Annotated in this window: 14 protein-coding genes; 13 read left to right on the top strand and 1 reads right to left on the bottom strand. The window is 45.0% G+C overall.

The window, feature by feature from the left end; translation table 11 throughout:
- Positions 1 to 220: 220 nt before the first annotated feature.
- The 10 genes from rny (at position 221) to mutL (ending at position 13,092) form a co-directional block, all read left to right on the top strand.
- Complete coding sequence (gene rny / locus AC2CGA_RS02525; RefSeq protein ID WP_003154140.1) at positions 221 to 1,780, top strand: ribonuclease Y; 1,560 nt, start codon at positions 221 to 223, stop codon at positions 1,778 to 1,780.
- A 60-nt stretch (positions 1,781 to 1,840) separates the two neighbouring features.
- Positions 1,841 to 2,635, top strand: a complete 795-nt coding sequence (locus AC2CGA_RS02520) for a TIGR00282 family metallophosphoesterase (protein ID WP_139885279.1) — start codon at positions 1,841 to 1,843, stop codon at positions 2,633 to 2,635.
- A 199-nt stretch (positions 2,636 to 2,834) separates the two neighbouring features.
- Entirely contained in the window at positions 2,835 to 3,095 is a 261-nt protein-coding gene (spoVS, locus tag AC2CGA_RS02515) for a stage V sporulation protein SpoVS (RefSeq protein ID WP_003154135.1), read from the top strand.
- Between the two features lie 258 nt (positions 3,096 to 3,353).
- Positions 3,354 to 4,400, top strand: a complete 1,047-nt coding sequence (gene tdh / locus AC2CGA_RS02510) for an L-threonine 3-dehydrogenase (protein ID WP_024085310.1) — start codon at positions 3,354 to 3,356, stop codon at positions 4,398 to 4,400.
- 12 nt (positions 4,401 to 4,412) lie between these two features.
- On the top strand, positions 4,413 to 5,591 hold the full coding sequence (locus tag AC2CGA_RS02505) for a glycine C-acetyltransferase (protein WP_088037143.1): 1,179 nt from the start codon (positions 4,413 to 4,415) through the stop codon (positions 5,589 to 5,591).
- 142 nt (positions 5,592 to 5,733) lie between these two features.
- A complete protein-coding gene (miaB, locus tag AC2CGA_RS02500; RefSeq protein ID WP_003154116.1) occupies positions 5,734 to 7,263 on the top strand; it encodes a tRNA (N6-isopentenyl adenosine(37)-C2)-methylthiotransferase MiaB in 1,530 nt (509 codons plus the stop codon).
- Between the two features lie 2 nt (positions 7,264 to 7,265).
- Entirely contained in the window at positions 7,266 to 7,697 is a 432-nt protein-coding gene (ricA, locus tag AC2CGA_RS02495) for a regulatory iron-sulfur-containing complex subunit RicA (protein ID WP_003154113.1), read from the top strand.
- Positions 7,698 to 7,949: 252 nt separating this feature from the next.
- Positions 7,950 to 8,495 carry an outer spore coat protein CotE gene (gene cotE / locus AC2CGA_RS02490; protein WP_003154111.1) on the top strand — a complete coding sequence of 182 codons (546 nt, stop codon included), beginning with the start codon at positions 7,950 to 7,952 and terminating at the stop codon, positions 8,493 to 8,495.
- 118 nt (positions 8,496 to 8,613) lie between these two features.
- The gene (gene mutS / locus AC2CGA_RS02485) at positions 8,614 to 11,199 is read left to right on the top strand and encodes a DNA mismatch repair protein MutS (protein ID WP_003154108.1); all 2,586 of its coding nucleotides are present in this window, start codon (positions 8,614 to 8,616) and stop codon (positions 11,197 to 11,199) included.
- A gap of 15 nt (positions 11,200 to 11,214) precedes the next feature.
- A complete protein-coding gene (gene mutL / locus AC2CGA_RS02480) occupies positions 11,215 to 13,092 on the top strand; it encodes a DNA mismatch repair endonuclease MutL (RefSeq protein ID WP_003154106.1) in 1,878 nt (625 codons plus the stop codon).
- 463 nt (positions 13,093 to 13,555) lie between these two features.
- Here the strand turns inward: mutL and AC2CGA_RS02475 are convergent, their stop codons facing one another.
- Complete coding sequence (locus AC2CGA_RS02475) at positions 13,556 to 13,765, bottom strand: hypothetical protein (RefSeq protein WP_003154104.1); 210 nt, start codon at positions 13,763 to 13,765, stop codon at positions 13,556 to 13,558.
- 1,070 nt (positions 13,766 to 14,835) lie between these two features.
- On the opposite strand from AC2CGA_RS02475, the gene AC2CGA_RS02470 reads away from it, so the two are divergent.
- The 3 genes from AC2CGA_RS02470 (at position 14,836) to AC2CGA_RS02460 (ending at position 17,808) form a co-directional block, all read left to right on the top strand.
- Positions 14,836 to 15,513, top strand: coding sequence for an MBL fold metallo-hydrolase (locus tag AC2CGA_RS02470; RefSeq protein WP_003154103.1), 678 nt, complete (start codon positions 14,836 to 14,838; stop codon positions 15,511 to 15,513).
- Positions 15,514 to 15,827: 314 nt separating this feature from the next.
- Complete coding sequence (gene fabD / locus AC2CGA_RS02465) at positions 15,828 to 16,697, top strand: ACP S-malonyltransferase (RefSeq protein WP_043867142.1); 870 nt, start codon at positions 15,828 to 15,830, stop codon at positions 16,695 to 16,697.
- 136 nt (positions 16,698 to 16,833) lie between these two features.
- Positions 16,834 to 17,808 carry an acyltransferase domain-containing protein gene (locus tag AC2CGA_RS02460; protein ID WP_003154101.1) on the top strand — a complete coding sequence of 325 codons (975 nt, stop codon included), beginning with the start codon at positions 16,834 to 16,836 and terminating at the stop codon, positions 17,806 to 17,808.
- Position 17,809 lies beyond the last annotated feature (1 nt).

Genomic DNA, 17,809 nt, shown 5'->3' with positions numbered 1-17,809 from the left:
GCGAATCGTTAAGCTGGCAAGCTTGACAAGTATTTCCGACACAATTACAATGAAGTTGTAACATTTGTTTTTTTAACATGATTGTTAAACCATTTAAACTTGACAAGGGCATGAGAGACTCATTCCCTGTGAAGGTTCTGTATGTTGAGAAAATCAGACAATGTACATGCCGGCACTTATTTAAGCAAAAACCAAGTTCATAGCAAGAGGAGGTGAAAGTATGACCCCAATGACGGTTCTCATCTCCATTTTGCTGACTCTGCTCGGTTTAGTTGTTGGCTACTATGTTCGTAAAACCATTGCCGAAGCAAAGATTGCGGGCGCACGCGGTGCTGCCGAGCAAATCCTTGAAGATGCAAAGCGTGATGCTGAAGCACTGAAAAAAGAAGCTCTGCTTGAAGCAAAGGACGAAATCCATACACTTCGAATAGATGCTGAACAGGAAGTTCGTGAAAGACGAAATGAGCTTCAAAAACAAGAAAACCGTTTACTTCAAAAAGAAGAAAATCTTGACCGTAAACATGAAGGAATTGATAAACGGGAAGCGATGTTGGAGAAGAAAGATCATTCTCTGAATGAACGACAACAACATATTGAAGAGATGGAAAGCAAAGTGGATGAGATGATTCGTATGCAGCAGTCAGAACTCGAACGCATTTCGAGCCTGACACGGGATGAAGCGAAACAAATCATTCTTGACCGGGTTGAAAATGAGCTTTCACATGACATCGCCATCATGACAAAAGAAACCGAAAACCGTGCGAAAGAAGAGGCAGATAAAAAGGCGAAAAACATTCTGTCGCTTGCTTTGCAGCGCTGTGCAGCAGATCATGTTGCCGAAACGACGGTATCGGTCGTCAATCTTCCGAATGATGAGATGAAAGGACGTATCATCGGCCGTGAAGGGCGTAATATTCGTACGCTTGAAACGCTTACAGGTATTGACCTGATTATTGATGACACACCTGAAGCAGTCATTCTTTCCGGATTTGATCCGATCAGACGGGAGACGGCAAGAATCGCTCTTGATAAACTCGTTCAGGATGGCCGTATTCATCCGGCGCGAATTGAAGAAATGGTTGAAAAATCCCGCCGTGAGGTTGATGACTATATCCGGGAAATGGGTGAGCAGACGACGTTTGAAGTCGGCGTTCACGGACTTCACCCGGATCTGATCAAGATCCTCGGCCGGTTGAAATTCCGTACAAGCTACGGGCAGAATGTACTGAAACATTCTATGGAAGTTGCGTTTTTAGCCGGTTTAATGGCTTCCGAGCTTGGAGAAGATGCAAAGCTTGCCAAGCGGGCCGGTCTTCTGCATGACATCGGAAAAGCAATTGACCATGAAGTGGAAGGAAGCCACGTGGAAATCGGAGTGGAGCTTGCGACCAAATATAAAGAGCATCCAGTCGTCATTAACAGTATTGCGTCACACCACGGAGACGAAGAGCCGACTTCCATTATCGCCGTTCTGGTCGCTGCCGCTGATGCACTGTCAGCCGCAAGACCGGGCGCGAGAAGTGAAACGCTCGAAAACTATATCCGCAGACTTGAAAAGCTTGAAGAAATCTCCGAGTCTTACGAAGGTGTTGAAAAATCATTTGCGATTCAGGCCGGCCGTGAAGTTCGCATCATGGTGAAGCCGGACTCCATTAATGATTTAGAAGCCCATCGTTTGGCGCGTGATATCCGTAAACGAATTGAGGACGAGCTTGATTATCCGGGACACATTAAAGTGACCGTGATCAGAGAAACTCGAGCCGTAGAGTATGCAAAATAAAGTGATGCTTAGCGCATCACTTTATTTTTTTGAGTCCCTGAAAAGGAAGGAATGGAATGTATGAGAATTTTATTTATCGGAGATGTTGTCGGTTCCCCGGGCCGCGACATGGTAAAAGAATATGTCCCGAAACTGAAAGCGAAACATAAACCGCATTTTACAATTATTAACGGAGAAAATGCAGCACACGGAAAAGGACTGACGGAAAAGATCTACCACAGCCTGATGGAAGCGGGAGCCGACGCCATTACAATGGGAAACCATACGTGGGATAAAAGAGAGATCTTCGACTTTATTGATGATGTGCCGCATCTTGTCCGGCCGGCGAATTTCCCGGTAGGTACGCCGGGCAAAGGCATTACTTATATTAAATCGAACGGAAAAGAGCTTGCCGTCATTAATTTACAGGGGCGGACGTTTCTTCCGCCGCTTGATGATCCGTTTGCTAAAGCGGATGAATTAATAGAAGAAGCGAAAAAGCGCACACCGTACATTTTTATTGATTTTCACGCGGAAGCGACAAGCGAAAAAATTGCGATCGGCTGGTATACAGACGGAAGAGCCTCTGCCGTGGTAGGCACCCATACACACGTGCAAACGGCAGATAACCGCATTTTGCCGAAAGGAACGGCATATATTACTGATGTAGGCATGACGGGTCCGTATGACGGAATTCTCGGTATGGACAGAGAAACGGTCATCAAGCGGTTTAAAACCAATCTTCCCGTCCGGTTTACGGTGGCGGAAGGTAAAACTACGCTGAGCGGAGTGCTCATTGACATCGACGATCAAACGAAAAAGGCCGTAAATATCGAACGGATATTAATCAATGATGACCATATGTTCTTTGAATAGGTGATCATGTGTTTATTTTATAAAAATATTAAAAGGAAAAGCAGGAATATAGCAACTTCTTAGTGAATATAGTAGAAATGGAAGGTAGCCCGCTATTTTTGAAAAGCATTGTGGGGATGGCTTTTTGGATAGCAACATCTAATAATGATTGTTCTAATGAACACTCACTTATCCATTGTAAAACTAAGGGGGAGCAGAAATGGAAATCTTAAAAGTTTCAGCAAAATCAAGTCCAAATTCAGTAGCAGGCGCGCTTGCCGGCGTATTGAGGGAACGCGGAGCCGCCGAAATTCAAGCAATTGGGGCGGGTGCCTTAAACCAGGCTGTTAAAGCGGTTGCGATTGCCAGAGGCTTTGTCGCGCCAAGCGGCGTAGATTTGATTTGTATTCCGGCTTTTACAGATATACAGATTGACGGAGAAGAAAGAACGGCGATTAAGTTAATCGTCGAACCCCGTTAAAAACAAAAACATGTACATTCTCCACCTGCTTGCGTAAGGCAAGCAGGTTGTTTTTATTGCTGTCATATTTTCTCACAATATTATATTGATAGTACGAAGAGATGATAAATGGCTTTATTCATATAATATTCAAAAAAAATCCCGCCCATTTTTCCGGACGGAAGCAGTTGTTTTCCTCGAGTGGACACTGGTGTTTACCTCCTTTTTATCTCATGTTACAATCCAGTTATTACAGTGTTTTTTCGAGGAGGAGTGTACATGTTGGGAGGAAAGATGAAAGCTATCGTTAAAAATGAAAACGCTTTCGGAGCAACGCTGAAAGAAATTCCCATACCTTCCATTAATGAGAATGAAGTTCTCATTAAAGTACAGGCCGCATCTATATGCGGTACAGATGTGCATATTTATAATTGGGATCAATGGGCGCAGAAACGAATCAAAACACCTCAAGTATTCGGACATGAATTCAGCGGTATCGTAGCGGAAACGGGCAAGCACGTCACAAATGTCAAAATAGGTGACTACGTTTCGGCTGAAACCCACTTCGTCTGCGGTACTTGTGTCCCGTGTTTAACAGGAAAACATCATGTGTGCACCCATACAAAGATCCTCGGGGTAGATACAGCCGGCTCCTTCGCTGAATATGTCAAAGTGCCGGCCCGAAATGTTTGGAAAAACCCCGCTGATATGGACCCCGCCGTCGCCTCTGTTCAAGAGCCCCTTGGCAACGCGGTGCATACGGTGCTGGAAAGCAGCGGGCTTGCGGGCGGTTCCGCTGCAATTATCGGCTGCGGACCGATCGGGCTGATGGCGGTGGCGGTGGCTAAAGCGGCCGGTGCATCCCGTATTGCGGCCATTGATAAAAATGATTACAGGCTGGCTCTTGCGAAGAAATTGGGAGCTGCGATCACCATTTCAGCTGACGAGGAAGATCCGCTTGAGGTGATCGACACCTTAACAGGCGGAGAAGGGATCGACCTTGTCTGCGAAATGTCAGGCCACCCGGCAGCCATAACACAAGGATTAAAGATGGCGGCCAACGGGGGGAGGTTCCACATGCTGAGTCTGCCGGAACGTCCGGTGACGGTTGACCTGACAAATGACGTGGTGTTTAAAGGACTTACCGTCCAAGGCATCACAGGCAGAAAAATGTTTGAAACATGGCGGCAGGTATCGCACCTGCTTGAATCCGGCCTTGTTGATCTGACGCCGGTGATCACGCATCAGTTTCCGCTTGAAGACTTTGAAAAAGGGTTTGACCTGATGAGAAAGGGACAGTGCGGCAAAGTCATTTTGATTCCATAAGGGGAGGGTTCTATAATGAAAGAATTTGAATTTCTAAAAGCAGAGCTTGATAAAATGAAAGAAAATAAAACGTGGCAGCAAATGAAACAAATTGAAACGAAGCAGGGTCCGTCGGTGGAAGTCAAAGGGGAAAACGTGATACAGCTTTCATCGAACAATTATCTCGGTTTGACGTCGCATCCGAGACTTGTCGAAGCGGCCAAACGCGCCGCGGAAGAATTCGGAGCGGGTACGGGGTCCGTCCGTACAATCGCCGGAACATTCACAATGCACAATGAGCTGGAGAAAAAATTGGCAACCTTTAAAAAAACAGAAGCGGCACTTGTTTTTCAATCGGGGTTCACAACGAATCAGGGCGTCTTATCAAGCATTCTTACAAAAGAAGATATCGTGATCTCTGACGAACTGAACCATGCTTCCATTATTGACGGGATCAGGCTGACAAAAGCAGATAAAAAGGTGTACCGCCATGTTGATATGGACGATTTGGAAAGGGTGCTGAAAAAATCAATGAATTACCGCATGCGCCTGATCGTCACCGACGGCGTATTCTCAATGGACGGCAACATCGCTCCTTTGCCTGACATCGTCAAACTTGCCGAGGCGTACGATGCCTTTGTGATGGTCGACGATGCGCATGCTTCCGGCGTACTCGGAAAAAACGGAAGGGGGACGGTTAATCACTTCGGGCTTGACGGAAGAGTCCACATACAGGTGGGCACATTAAGCAAAGCCATCGGAGTGCTTGGCGGTTACGCCGCAGGGTCGCAGGTTCTGATCGATTACCTGCGCCATAAAGGGCGTCCTTTCTTATTCAGCACTTCTCATCCGCCTGCAGTAACGGCCGCATGCATAGAAGCCATTGACGTCCTGCTGGAAGAGCCTGAGCATATGGAAAAGCTATGGGAGAACACGGCGTATTTCAAAGACAAACTGGTTCAAATGGGGCTGACCCTCACAAAAAGCGAAACACCGATCGTGCCGATATTAATAGGGGAGGAAGAAAAAGCCCAGGCATTATCAGACCTTTTATTGACCCGCGGCGTGTTTGCACAAAGCATCGTGTATCCGACGGTCGCCCAAGGAAAAGCGAGAATCCGCACCATTATTACGGCGGAGCATACAAAAGAGGAGCTTGACCGGGCCCTTGAAGTAATCCGTTCAGCCGCAAAAGAGCTTCAGCTTGTGTAAGGGGGAAATGATTCCCTCTTTTTTATTTCTTATTGATTCTTATTCTCAATAAGGTGTACAATAATAGGCTGGCGGTTGTGCCAAACGCTTTTAACCAGTATACTTGAGGGTGGAAGTTTCGGTTGAAAGGAGACATTCGAACATGAATGAAAAGCAAAAGCAGGAAAGCGGACAAGTGAATCCGGCGGACAAAAAATCCGAAAAGGATTACAGCAAGTATTTTGAAGCCGTATATATTCCGCCTTCTTTAAAAGATGCAAAAAAACGGGGCAAAGAATCCGTTCAATATCATAACGATTTTAAAATCTCTGAAGAATTTAAAGGCCTTGGTGAAGGCAGGAAATTTTATATCCGCACGTACGGATGCCAAATGAACGAGCATGATACGGAAGTCATGGCGGGTATTTTTATGGCGCTCGGTTATGAAGCGACAAATTCGGTAGATGACGCGAACGTTATTTTATTAAACACTTGCGCCATCCGGGAAAACGCTGAAAACAAAGTGTTCGGAGAGCTCGGCCATTTAAAGGCGCTCAAAAAAAATAACCCGGACTTGATTCTCGGCGTCTGCGGCTGCATGTCACAGGAAGAATCAGTCGTAAACCGCATCCTTAAGAAGCACCCGTTTGTCGATATGATTTTCGGCACGCACAACATTCACCGTCTGCCGGAACTGTTATCAGAGGCATATTTATCAAAAGAGATGGTCATTGAAGTGTGGTCGAAGGAAGGGGATGTCATTGAGAACCTTCCGAAAGTCCGCAACGGAAAAATTAAAGGCTGGGTCAACATTATGTACGGCTGCGACAAGTTCTGCACATACTGCATCGTACCGTATACCCGCGGAAAAGAACGAAGCCGCCGTCCTGAGGAAATTATCCAGGAAGTCAGAAGACTTGCAAGCGAAGGCTATAAAGAAATCACGCTGCTCGGTCAAAACGTGAATGCGTACGGAAAAGATTTTGAGGATATGACGTACGGTCTCGGTGATTTAATGGACGAACTGCGTAAAATTGATATTCCGAGAATCCGATTCACGACGAGTCATCCGCGTGACTTTGATGATCATCTGATCGAAGTGCTCGCCAAAGGCGGCAACCTTTTAGACCATATCCATCTTCCGGTTCAATCAGGAAGCTCAGCGATGTTAAAAATGATGGCCCGTAAATATGACCGAGAACGCTATCTGGAGCTTGTCGGAAAAATTAAAGCGGCGATGCCGAACGCTTCACTGACGACCGATATTATTGTCGGTTTTCCGAATGAAACCGATGAACAATTTGAAGAAACGCTTTCGTTATATCGCGAAGTGGAATTTGACAGCGCATATACGTTTATTTACTCTCCTCGTGAAGGCACGCCGGCAGCGAAGATGAAAGACAATGTTCCGATGAGGGTCAAGAAAGAACGTCTTCAGCGCCTTAATGATTTGGTGAAAGAAATTTCAGCCAAAAAAATGAAGGAATATGAAGGCAGGACTGTCGAAGTATTAGTTGAGGGAGAAAGCAAAAATAACCCTGACATTCTTGCCGGCTATACGGAAAAAAGCAAGCTCGTCAACTTCAAAGGGCCGAAAGACGCCATCGGCAAGATTGTACGCGTCAAAATCGAACAGGCGAAAACATGGTCGCTTGACGGTGTGATGGCAGGAGAAGCAATCGAGGTGAAATAATAATGACGCTTTACTCAAAGAAAGACATTGTACAGCAGGCTAGGAACCTTGCGAAAATGATTTCTGAAACAGAAGAAGTTGATTTTTTCAAACGCGCCGAGGCGCAGATTAACGAAAATGAAAAAGTCTCTGCGATTATTAATCAGATTAAAACCCTGCAAAAGCAAGCCGTTAACCTGAAGCACTACGAAAAGCTTGAAGCGCTGAAACAAGTGGAAAGTAAAATTGACGCCCTGCAGGAAGAGCTTGAAGGGATTCCGATCATTCAGGAATTCAGAGATTCCCAGATTGAGGTCAATGACCTTCTTCAGCTTGTCGCACATACGATCTCAAATCAGGTGACAAACGAAATTATTACATCTACCGGAGGCAACCTGCTGACGGGAGAAACCGGTTCAAAAGTAAAACATTCGAATAACAGCTGTTCTATTTAAACACGGGGCCTTCATCGGCCCGTGTTTTTTTCTGTTTGAGAACTAATTGTAATATGTACTAAATTTTCATTGTCTCAACGTTTTGTCCTATTTTTACTGGAAAGTTTTATCATACTTAAAAGTAAAGTTTCTGGGCAGGGCTGCATACAATGAAACAGAAACTTTGTATTTTTATATTTTTATTATAAAAATGCACATGAGACAAATGCCCAGCATAAGATAACACGAAGAAGAACAAGGAGGCCTGCCGGAATGTCTGAATACAGGGAAATTATTACGAAAGCGGTAGTTGCGAAAGGAAGAAAATTCACCCAATGCACCAACACGATCTCGCCTGGAGAAAAACCGTCAAGTATACTGGGCGGCTGGATTATCAACCACAAGTACGATGCCGAAAAGATCGGGAAGACTGTAGAAATTGAAGGGTATTATGATATAAACGTCTGGTACTCTTACGCCGATAATACAAAAACGGAAGTTGTAACCGAGAGAGTAAAGTATGTCGATGTGATTAAACTCAGATACAGAGATACAAATTACTTAGATGACGAACACGAAGTCATTGCCAAAGTGTTGCAGCAGCCGAATTGTCTTGAAGTCACCATTTCTCCTAACGGAAATAAAATCGTGGTTCAGGCAGAGAGGGAATTTTTAGCAGAAGTGGTCGGTGAAACGAAAGTCGTCGTCGAAGTCAATCCTGACTGGGAAGAAGACGATGATGATGATTGGGAAGACGATCTTGACGAAGAATTAGAGGACATTAACCCTGAATTTTTAGTCGGAGATCCTGAAGAATAAGTTGAGGCTAGGGGAGTTTAACACCCCGAGTCTCTTTTTTATATATAAAGATATCACTCTTTTGTTTATGTTATAATGGGATTCGGATAAGAGAAGATACATAGTGAGGGATTAAATGATGGCTAGTTACACGCCTATGATACAGCAATACTTGAAGATAAAGGCAGAGCACCAAGATGCCTTTTTATTTTTTCGGCTTGGTGACTTTTATGAAATGTTTTTTGAAGATGCAAAAAAAGCGTCGCAAGAGCTTGAAATTACACTGACAAGCAGAGACGGAGGTTCGGCTGATAAAATTCCGATGTGCGGCGTGCCGTATCATTCCGCGGCGGCTTATATTGAACAGCTGATTAAAAAGGGCTATAAAGTGGCGATCTGTGAGCAGACGGAAGATCCGAAGGCGGCTAAAGGCGTTGTAAAAAGAGAAGTCGTCCAGCTGATCACCCCGGGAACCGTGATGGATGGAAAAGGCATCCATGAGTCGGAAAACAACTTTATCGCTTCCGTTTCCGAATTTCGTAACGGATACGGTCTCGCTTTATCAGACTTAACGACCGGAGAAAACCTGGCCGTATTTATTGAGCGGATTGAAGATGTCATGTCAGAAATTTACTCAGTCGGCGCAAAGGAAATTGTCGTATCAAGCAAGTTTAACGAACATACAGCTGCTCAGCTGAAAGAACGGTGCGGCGCAACGATTTCTATCGAAGACGGGGAAATAACAGAACGCATTGAAATCGCAAAGCACTTGCCGGGCGAAGAGCTGACAGAGACGTTTATGCGTTTATATACGTATTTGCAGAAAACGCAAAAACGGAGCCTGGATCATCTGCAGCCGGTTCAAGTATATGAATTGGAAGAAGCGATGAAAATTGACCTGTATTCAAAACGGAATCTTGAGCTGACGGAAACGATCCGTTCGAAAAGCAAAAAAGGGTCATTGCTTTGGCTTTTAGACGAGACGAAAACAGCAATGGGCGGCCGGCTTCTCAAACAATGGATTGACCGCCCGCTGATCAGGGCATCCCAAATCGAAGAACGCCAGGAAATGGTCGAGACGCTGATCAATCATCTGTTTGAGCGTGAAGATCTGCGCGAGCGCCTGAAGGAAGTATACGATTTAGAACGTCTGGCGGGCAGGGTCGCATTCGGAAACGTCAACGCAAGAGATTTAATCCAGCTGAAAGAATCTTTAAAACAAGTGCCGAGCATTAAAGAGCTTGTAGGATCTCTTAACCATAAAAAAGCAAAAGAACGCGCCGGCTTGATTGATCCGTGCGGAGATTTGCTTGACCTGTTAGAAGAAGCCCTTCATGAAAACCCGCCGTTATCGTTAAAAGAAGGCAACTTAATTAAAGACGGCTATCATCAGAAGCTCGATGAGTACCGTGACGCCAGCAAAAACGGTAAAGACTGGATTGCCAGACTGGAGCAGCAGGAACGCGCTTATACGGGCATCCGTTCATTAAAGGTCGGTTTCAATAAAGTGTTCGGCTATTATATTGAAGTCACAAAAGCAAACCTTCATCTGCTTGAGGACGGGCGGTATGAGCGGAAGCAGACCCTCACAAACGCCGAACGGTACATTACGCCGGAATTGAAGGAAAAAGAAGCGCTTATTTTAGAAGCGGAAAACAACATCTGCGAGCTGGAATATGAGCTTTTTGCCGGTCTGCGTGAAAAGGTCAAACAATTTATTCCGCGTCTGCAGCGTCTTGCCAAACAAATGAGTGAGCTGGATGCGTTGCAATGCTTTGCTACGATCAGTGAAAACAGGCATTACACAAAGCCCGTCTTTTCTGATAATGAAGTAAAAGTCATTGAAGGGAGACACCCCGTCGTTGAAAAGGTGATGGACAGTCAAGAATACGTGCCGAACAACTGCTTGATGGGCGATTCGCGGGAAATGCTCCTGATTACAGGTCCGAATATGTCAGGTAAAAGCACGTACATGAGACAGATCGCACTTCTATCGATCATGGCCCAGATCGGCTGTTTTGTGCCCGCAAAAGAAGCGGTTCTGCCGATTTTTGATCAAATCTTCACGAGAATCGGGGCAGCGGATGATTTGATTTCCGGACAAAGCACCTTTATGGTGGAAATGCTGGAAGCGAAAAACGCGATTGTGAACGCCACAAAAGACAGCCTGATCCTGTTTGATGAAATCGGCCGCGGGACATCAACGTACGACGGAATGGCGCTGGCACAGGCGATTATTGAATATGTTCATGATCATATCGGCGCTAAAACACTGTTCAGCACGCATTATCATGAGCTGACGGTGCTTGAAGATAAGCTTCCTCAGCTGAAAAACGTTCATGTGCGTGCAGAGGAATATAACGGAACGGTCGTGTTTCTCCATCAAATCAAAGAAGGAGCCGCAGATAAAAGTTACGGCATTCATGTCGCCCAGCTTGCGGAGCTCCCGGACGATCTGATCAGCCGCGCGCAGGAGATTTTGAAACAGCTTGAGCAGACGGGAGATAAACCGGAGCTTCCGGCGGCACCTGAGAAAAAGCCCGCCGTCAAAGAAGAACCGGCACAGCTGTCCTTTTTTGCTGACGGTGAAAAAGAACAGAAGGCACCGGCGGTTTCTAATAAAGAAAAACAAGTGCTTGAAGCTTTTAAGTCAATCAATATTCTCGATATGACGCCGCTTGAGGCGATGAATGAAATGTACAAGCTGCAAAAAAAATTAAAATAGAAAGAGGTGACGGACTTGGCAAAAGTCATCCAGCTGTCAGATGAACTTTCGAATAAAATAGCGGCCGGCGAGGTGGTCGAACGGCCTGCCTCAGTCGTTAAAGAATTGGTGGAAAACGCCATTGACGCAAACAGCACAGTCATTGAGATCGACATAGAGGAAGCGGGGCTTTCGTCGATTCGGGTGCTCGATAACGGCGAAGGGATGGAAACCGATGATTGCAAGCGGGCTTTCCGCCGCCACGCGACCAGTAAAATCAAAGATGAAAACGACCTGTTCCGGGTGAGAACACTCGGTTTCCGCGGAGAAGCTTTGCCAAGTATCGCGTCTGTTTCTCATCTGGAAATCAAAACGAGCATCGGAGAGGGGGCGGGAACCCATCTCATTCTTCAGGGCGGGAATATCATTTCTGAGCAGAAATCCTCCAGCAGAAAAGGAACGGAGATTATCGTTACCAACCTGTTTTTCAATACGCCCGCCAGATTGAAATATATGAAAACCGTGCATACGGAGCTCGGCAATATTACGGATGTTGTCAACCGGATTGCTCTTGCGCATCCGGAAGTATCCATCCGTCTGCGCCATCAGGGGAAAAATCTGTTGCAGACAAACGGTAACGGGGACGTGCGCCATGTGCTGGCCGCAATTTACGGGACGGCGGTTGCGAAAAAAATGATACCGCTCCATGTCAGCTCGCTTGATTTTGAAGTCAAGGGCTACATCGCGCTTCCGGAAATCACGCGTGCATCCAGAAACTACATGTCATCTGTCATTAACGGAAGATACATTAAGAATTTCCCGCTTGTAAAAGCGGTGCATGAGGGCTATCACACACTTCTGCCGATCGGCCGCCATCCGATTACGTTTATCGAAATTACGATGGACCCGATTTTGGTCGATGTCAATGTCCATCCGTCGAAGCTTGAAGTCCGCCTCAGCAAAGAGACGGAGCTGCATGAGCTGATCCGTGACGGGATAAAGGAAGTGTTTCAAAAGCAGCGGCTTATTCCGAGCGCCCAGCTCCCGAAAAAAACAGCGCCGGCACCGGCCAAAAACGAACAGCAATTTATGACATTCGAGGAAAGCGCGCCTGAGCGGAAACTTCCTGAAAAAACGCCGGAGCCGTCTTACTCACCGATGAAGCTGAGTTCGGTCGTAAAAGAGCCGGAGCCGGTCATAGAAGAAGAGTCCCTGCCGGATGAAGCGGGTCACGGAGTGCCGCCGGAACTCGGCATGCCGGTAACGGAAGCGCCTGTTTCCGATATTCCGGAGCCCGAAGAGGAAGCTGACTCTGAAGAAATACGGGAAGAAAGAGTTCCGGTGATGTATCCGATCGGCCAAATGCACGGGACATATATTTTAGCCCAAAACGAAAACGGCTTGTATATCATTGACCAGCATGCGGCGCAAGAACGGATTAAATACGAATATTTCCGGGAGAAAGTCGGGCAGGTCGAGCCTGAAGTGCAGGATATGATCGTGCCGCTCACCTTTCATTATGCGGCAAATGAAGCGCTGATCATTGACCAGCATCAGCATGAGCTTGAAAGCGTAGGAGTATTTTTAGAAGCATTCGGCACGAACAGCTACATCGTCCGCTGCCATCCGGCCTGGTTTCCAAAAGGGGAAGAAGCTGAACTGATTGAAGAAATCATTCAGCAGGTGCTTGACGCCAAACAGATCGATATTAAAAAACTCCGGGAGGAAGCGGCCATTATGATGAGCTGCAAAGGCTCAATCAAAGCGAACCGCCATTTGAGAAACGACGAAATCAAAGCGCTCTTGGACGACCTGCGCCGAACGACAGACCCGTTCACATGCCCGCACGGCCGGCCGATCATTATCCACCACAGTACGTATGAAATGGAGAAGATGTTTAAGCGTGTGATGTAATAACAACGTTTATGTGAGACTAAACTGTTATTTTCCCACAAGCAGCCTTACTAGTTTGAATGACCCAGCCTTTCAGAGATAACTTTTGAGTTCTGGCATAATTGTTGCATGGTATACCGTAAATTATGAAGATAATTTGTTTAACATCCAGCTGCTTTTCTGTCATATAAAAATTGTTTATGGGTAGTAATTGGGGTTGGCGATGTAGTATCCTGTGTTTTGTGGAACCGTCTATATCATCAATTGGCTGCATTAATAGTGAAATAATGGAGAAAACGTTTCCTGAAACTCATGTTATTTGGGAAGGATCCCTTAAGTACAAGATGATTACTCTGTATGTGGGTACCTGCTTTTGCAAAGTCACAGGGAAGAGATAGGGAAGAATTTAAATAAAATTGGAATTTGGCGGGTTATACTATCCGCAAGTTAGTCAAGGGGGACTAGTGATTAGTCCCCCTTACATTTAGTTCTTTCTGCGGTTTTTTCTATTTTTGATCAAACTGAAAACCACTAAGAGAACCACACCAACAGCAACAATATAAAATGAAATTTCCGCTGCGGCGGTGTTAATATTCTTAAGAACAAGGATAAGCCCTATTAAAAATATAGGAATGATGTAAGTTAGAATTCTTATAGCTTTCGGGCTCGGTTCAGCATTACTTTTATCTTCCATAGTTACCTCCGATCTTAAACACTTTAGAAAATAATCACTTTAAAGCTTAACACAGGATAAATTTGTTAAACACCAACAATAGCCCCGTTTAAAGGAAAAGCATAAGAGTTTTAGTAACCCACAAAGTTGCTGCCGGGTTGCCAGTTACTTTTAGAGCATCCGCATAGCACGCATCTTCAACTGCACCAGTAAAATTGTCAATGATATTAAGAATTATTTCAAAACCGCCGATTCCACCCATAGCAGCTTTAACTTTAGTAGGTATTGCGTCCCGAGCTGCTCTCAGTGCTTTTATAGCTCAGGACAAATCACCTTGAGCAGTAAACTCCGACCCATATAACATAGTCTATTTGTCTAAATCTTAATATTTACTTTTTACACTTAATGATTTTATGTTAGTTTTGTTTTTGCACAGTAAAAAGATAACTTTATTTAGCCCTAACAAAAACATCTGAGCTCCTTGTCAATAATCAAATATAAATCGTCTTCAACTGACGTCTTTTTTCATGCGCGACGCTTTCGTGAATTGTTGCAGCTAGACTTGTTTTTGAACGGTTTTCTCGCAAAAGAAAAGAGTGTAAATTAAGCCGTACTTTTCTCAGTTCAATTATGTTAATGTCAACATAACGTTGAATTCGGTGTAAGAACTAAGGTATTCTGATATATTTCGAGAGCCCGTGTGGTTTAGTTTATCTGAAGAAAAGGATTGAAATAATAATCTTAATTGCGGGTCATTTCTAAAAACTGATTATCTCCTCCGGCCGCTTCTGTAATTGCTTCTCAAAACAAAAGCTCAATTTGTTTTCTTTTTATCCGAAACTCATATTCATCCTTCATTTTCTGAATAAAATTCCCTAAAGAATTCATCTGAATTAATATTCTGATTTCCTTATATATCAGCATAGCAATTTGTAAAAAAGGCCCAGACTGGTGCTTTTGGCGGGAGCAGAAAGTTTTTTAAACTTTACCGGAAAATCCATGGAAAAACGTGGTGCCATCTGGTAAAGTGGTTACAGTCGGCTGGGCGGCGGCAGCAGTCTGCCCGGATCTTTTAAATGGGAATGGTGACAATGGATCATACATATGAAGTGCATCAAATCAAAACTTATCACCAGATGTGGTCCAACTATTGTTATATTATCGCAGACCGCTCAAAAAAATCTGCGATAGCGGTGGACCCGTCCTGGGAAATCGATAAAATAACCGATAAACTGCATGAATTGGATGTTGATTTATCAGCTATTTTATTAACACATTCGCATTATGACCATGTAAACTTGGCGGAGCCGCTTCAGCAAATCTATCATTCTGATATATATATGTCGTCGGCAGAAATCGATTTCTATCAATTCCGGTGCAGAAACTTAATAGCGCTTGAAGACGGACAAACCTTTGCGGCCGGAGGGTTTATCATCAGAAGTATATTGACCCCGGGACATACGGCCGGGGGAATGTGCTATTTGCTATCTGATCACCTTTTTACCGGTGATACCGTGTTTACAGAAGGGTGCGGTATATGTGAGGACAGGGGCAGCTCAGCTGAAGATATGTTTCACAGTATACAGAGGATCAAAGCCTCTATTCCGCCGCATGTGCGAGTGTATCCGGGGCACTCCTTCGGGGAGAAGCCGGGTCAAAAAATGGAGAGTCTTTTGAAAAACAATATTTACTTTCAGATTGAAAAAAAAGAACATTTCGTGAACTTCCGCAACAGAAAAAATCAAAAAGGGCTGTTTCACTTTAAGTAGCGTATAATTTGGTTCTATCTAACTAGTTTTTCTTTTAGGCCACGGAACTTCTGAATTGAAATGATAGTCATTGCTCGCTTTTTGGTGATGAATGGCTGAGTAACGGTAGTTTGCGGATAAAAGCGCCGGGCAGGCCGAATGGGACATTCTGCTTATGTCTATTCCAAAAGCCCTGAGTCCGCCTTCCGTCAGGGAAAAATAGGCATTATTCAGGATTCCGCATAGGATAAATTAACTTGACATGGTATTTTTGTGAAGTTACTATCAACTTGAACATGCTTCTTAACTGAATCCGAGAAAGGATGGCTGAGAAAATGATCACATACATATTCCCCGGACAAGGTTCTCAAAAGCAGGGAATGGGAAGCTCATTGTTTGATGAATTTAAAGACTTAACGGAGCAGGCTGATGAAACACTCGGATATTCCATGAAACGGCTTTGTCTTGAGAATCCGTATTCCAACCTTCACAAGACGCAGTTCACCCAGCCTGCTTTATATGTTGTAAACGCGTTAAGCTATTTGAAAAAAATCCAAGACAATGACATAAAGCCGGATTATTTGGCCGGCCACAGTTTGGGAGAATATAATGCGCTGTTTGCAGCAGGTGCTTTTGATTTTATTACCGGCCTGCAGCTTGTCCGTAAAAGAGGCGAATTAATGAGTATGGCCACTGACGGAAAAATGGCCGCCGTTATGGGGTTAACCGCAGCTCAAGTGTCGGACGCCCTTCAAACGCACGGATTACATACGATTGATATTGCCAATATGAATTCTCCTCACCAAGTTGTCATATCCGGACGCAAAGAAGACATTGAAAGAGCCAAAAGCGTATTCGAAGGAATAAAGGACGTTACGATGTTTCATCCGTTAAACGTCAGCGGCGCTTTTCACTCGAGATATATGAGCGAAGCAAAAAAAGAGTTCGAAAAATTTTTACAGTCATTTCATTTTTCTGCTATATCAATTCCTGTCATTTCTAATGTGCATGCCAGACCTTATGAGCAAGACGGAATCCACTCCGTTCTGGCCGATCAGATCGACCATTCAGTGCGATGGAACGACAGCATGCGCTATCTGCTGGACAAAGGGCGGATGGAATTTGAAGAAGTCGGCCCGGGCCATGTGCTGACAGGACTTATTCACCGCATCAAAAAAGAAACTGAAGCTTCACCCGCCATGTAGCGGAATGCAAGTCAAAATTCTTATCTCACATAATAGTGCCAGCCATACAACATCACGACCACTTCACCTGCACACAACATCAAGAAAAACTTACAAATCAATATTTTAAAAAAATAAAGAGCAAAAAGGAGAACAAATGAACCAGCCAATTGTTTTCATGTTTTCTGGACAGGGTTCCCAATACTATCAAATGGGGAAAGAGCTGTTTGCACATAACGCCGCTTTTCGGCAGAAAATGCTTGACTTGGACGATTTTGCAGTCAGCCGTTTCGGTTACTCTGTCCTGAAAGAGGTTTATCATACAGGCAATCGTCTGTCTGATCCATTTGACCGCCTTCTTTTCAGCCATCCTGCCATTTTTATGGCTGAGTACGCACTTGCATATGCTTTGGAGCAAAGAGGCATACGTCCCGATTATGTGATCGGAGCAAGCCTTGGAGAGTATGCAGCGGCCGCTGTGTCGGGTGTGCTGAGCGCTGAGGATGCTTTAGATTGCGTGCTGGAACAGGCCCGAATCATTACGGAAACTTGCCGTAACGGCAGCATGCTTGCGATACTGGGTGATCCGGCTTTATATCAAGATGATCCGCTGCTCGGCGAACATAGTGAATTGGCATCTGTAAACTATCATTCTCACTTTGTCATCTCGGGAGAGCGGGAACATATCAAAAAGATCATGGACGATCTGAGAGAAAAGCAGATTCCTCATCAGCTATTGCCGGTATCTTACGGGTTTCACTCAGCGCTGGTTGATCAGGCGGAACAGCCGTACAAGCGCTTTTTAGCTCAGAAATCAATCCGGACTCCGTTTATACCGTACATCTCCAGTGCGACCGGAGAGGCTGAGACCGATATACAAGCGGACTTTTTCTGGGATATTGTAAGAAAGCCGATTCGATTCCGCGAAGCGCTTCAATTCGCAGACAGCCGCCAAAAAGGATTGTATATCGATGCCGGGCCTTCCGGAACATTGGCCGCATTTGCCAAACAGATTCTTCCCGCAGGATCGGCTGAACGCATCCGTGCCATTATGACGCCGTTTCATAAAGAACAAACCCATTTGCAGCAAATAGAAGACAGCATTTTATCACCGCCCGGAAGGAGACTGTAAG

Source organism: Bacillus sp. SYZHCR11 (genome assembly GCF_057196865.1).
This window is presented reverse-complemented; position numbering and strand designations above follow the sequence as displayed.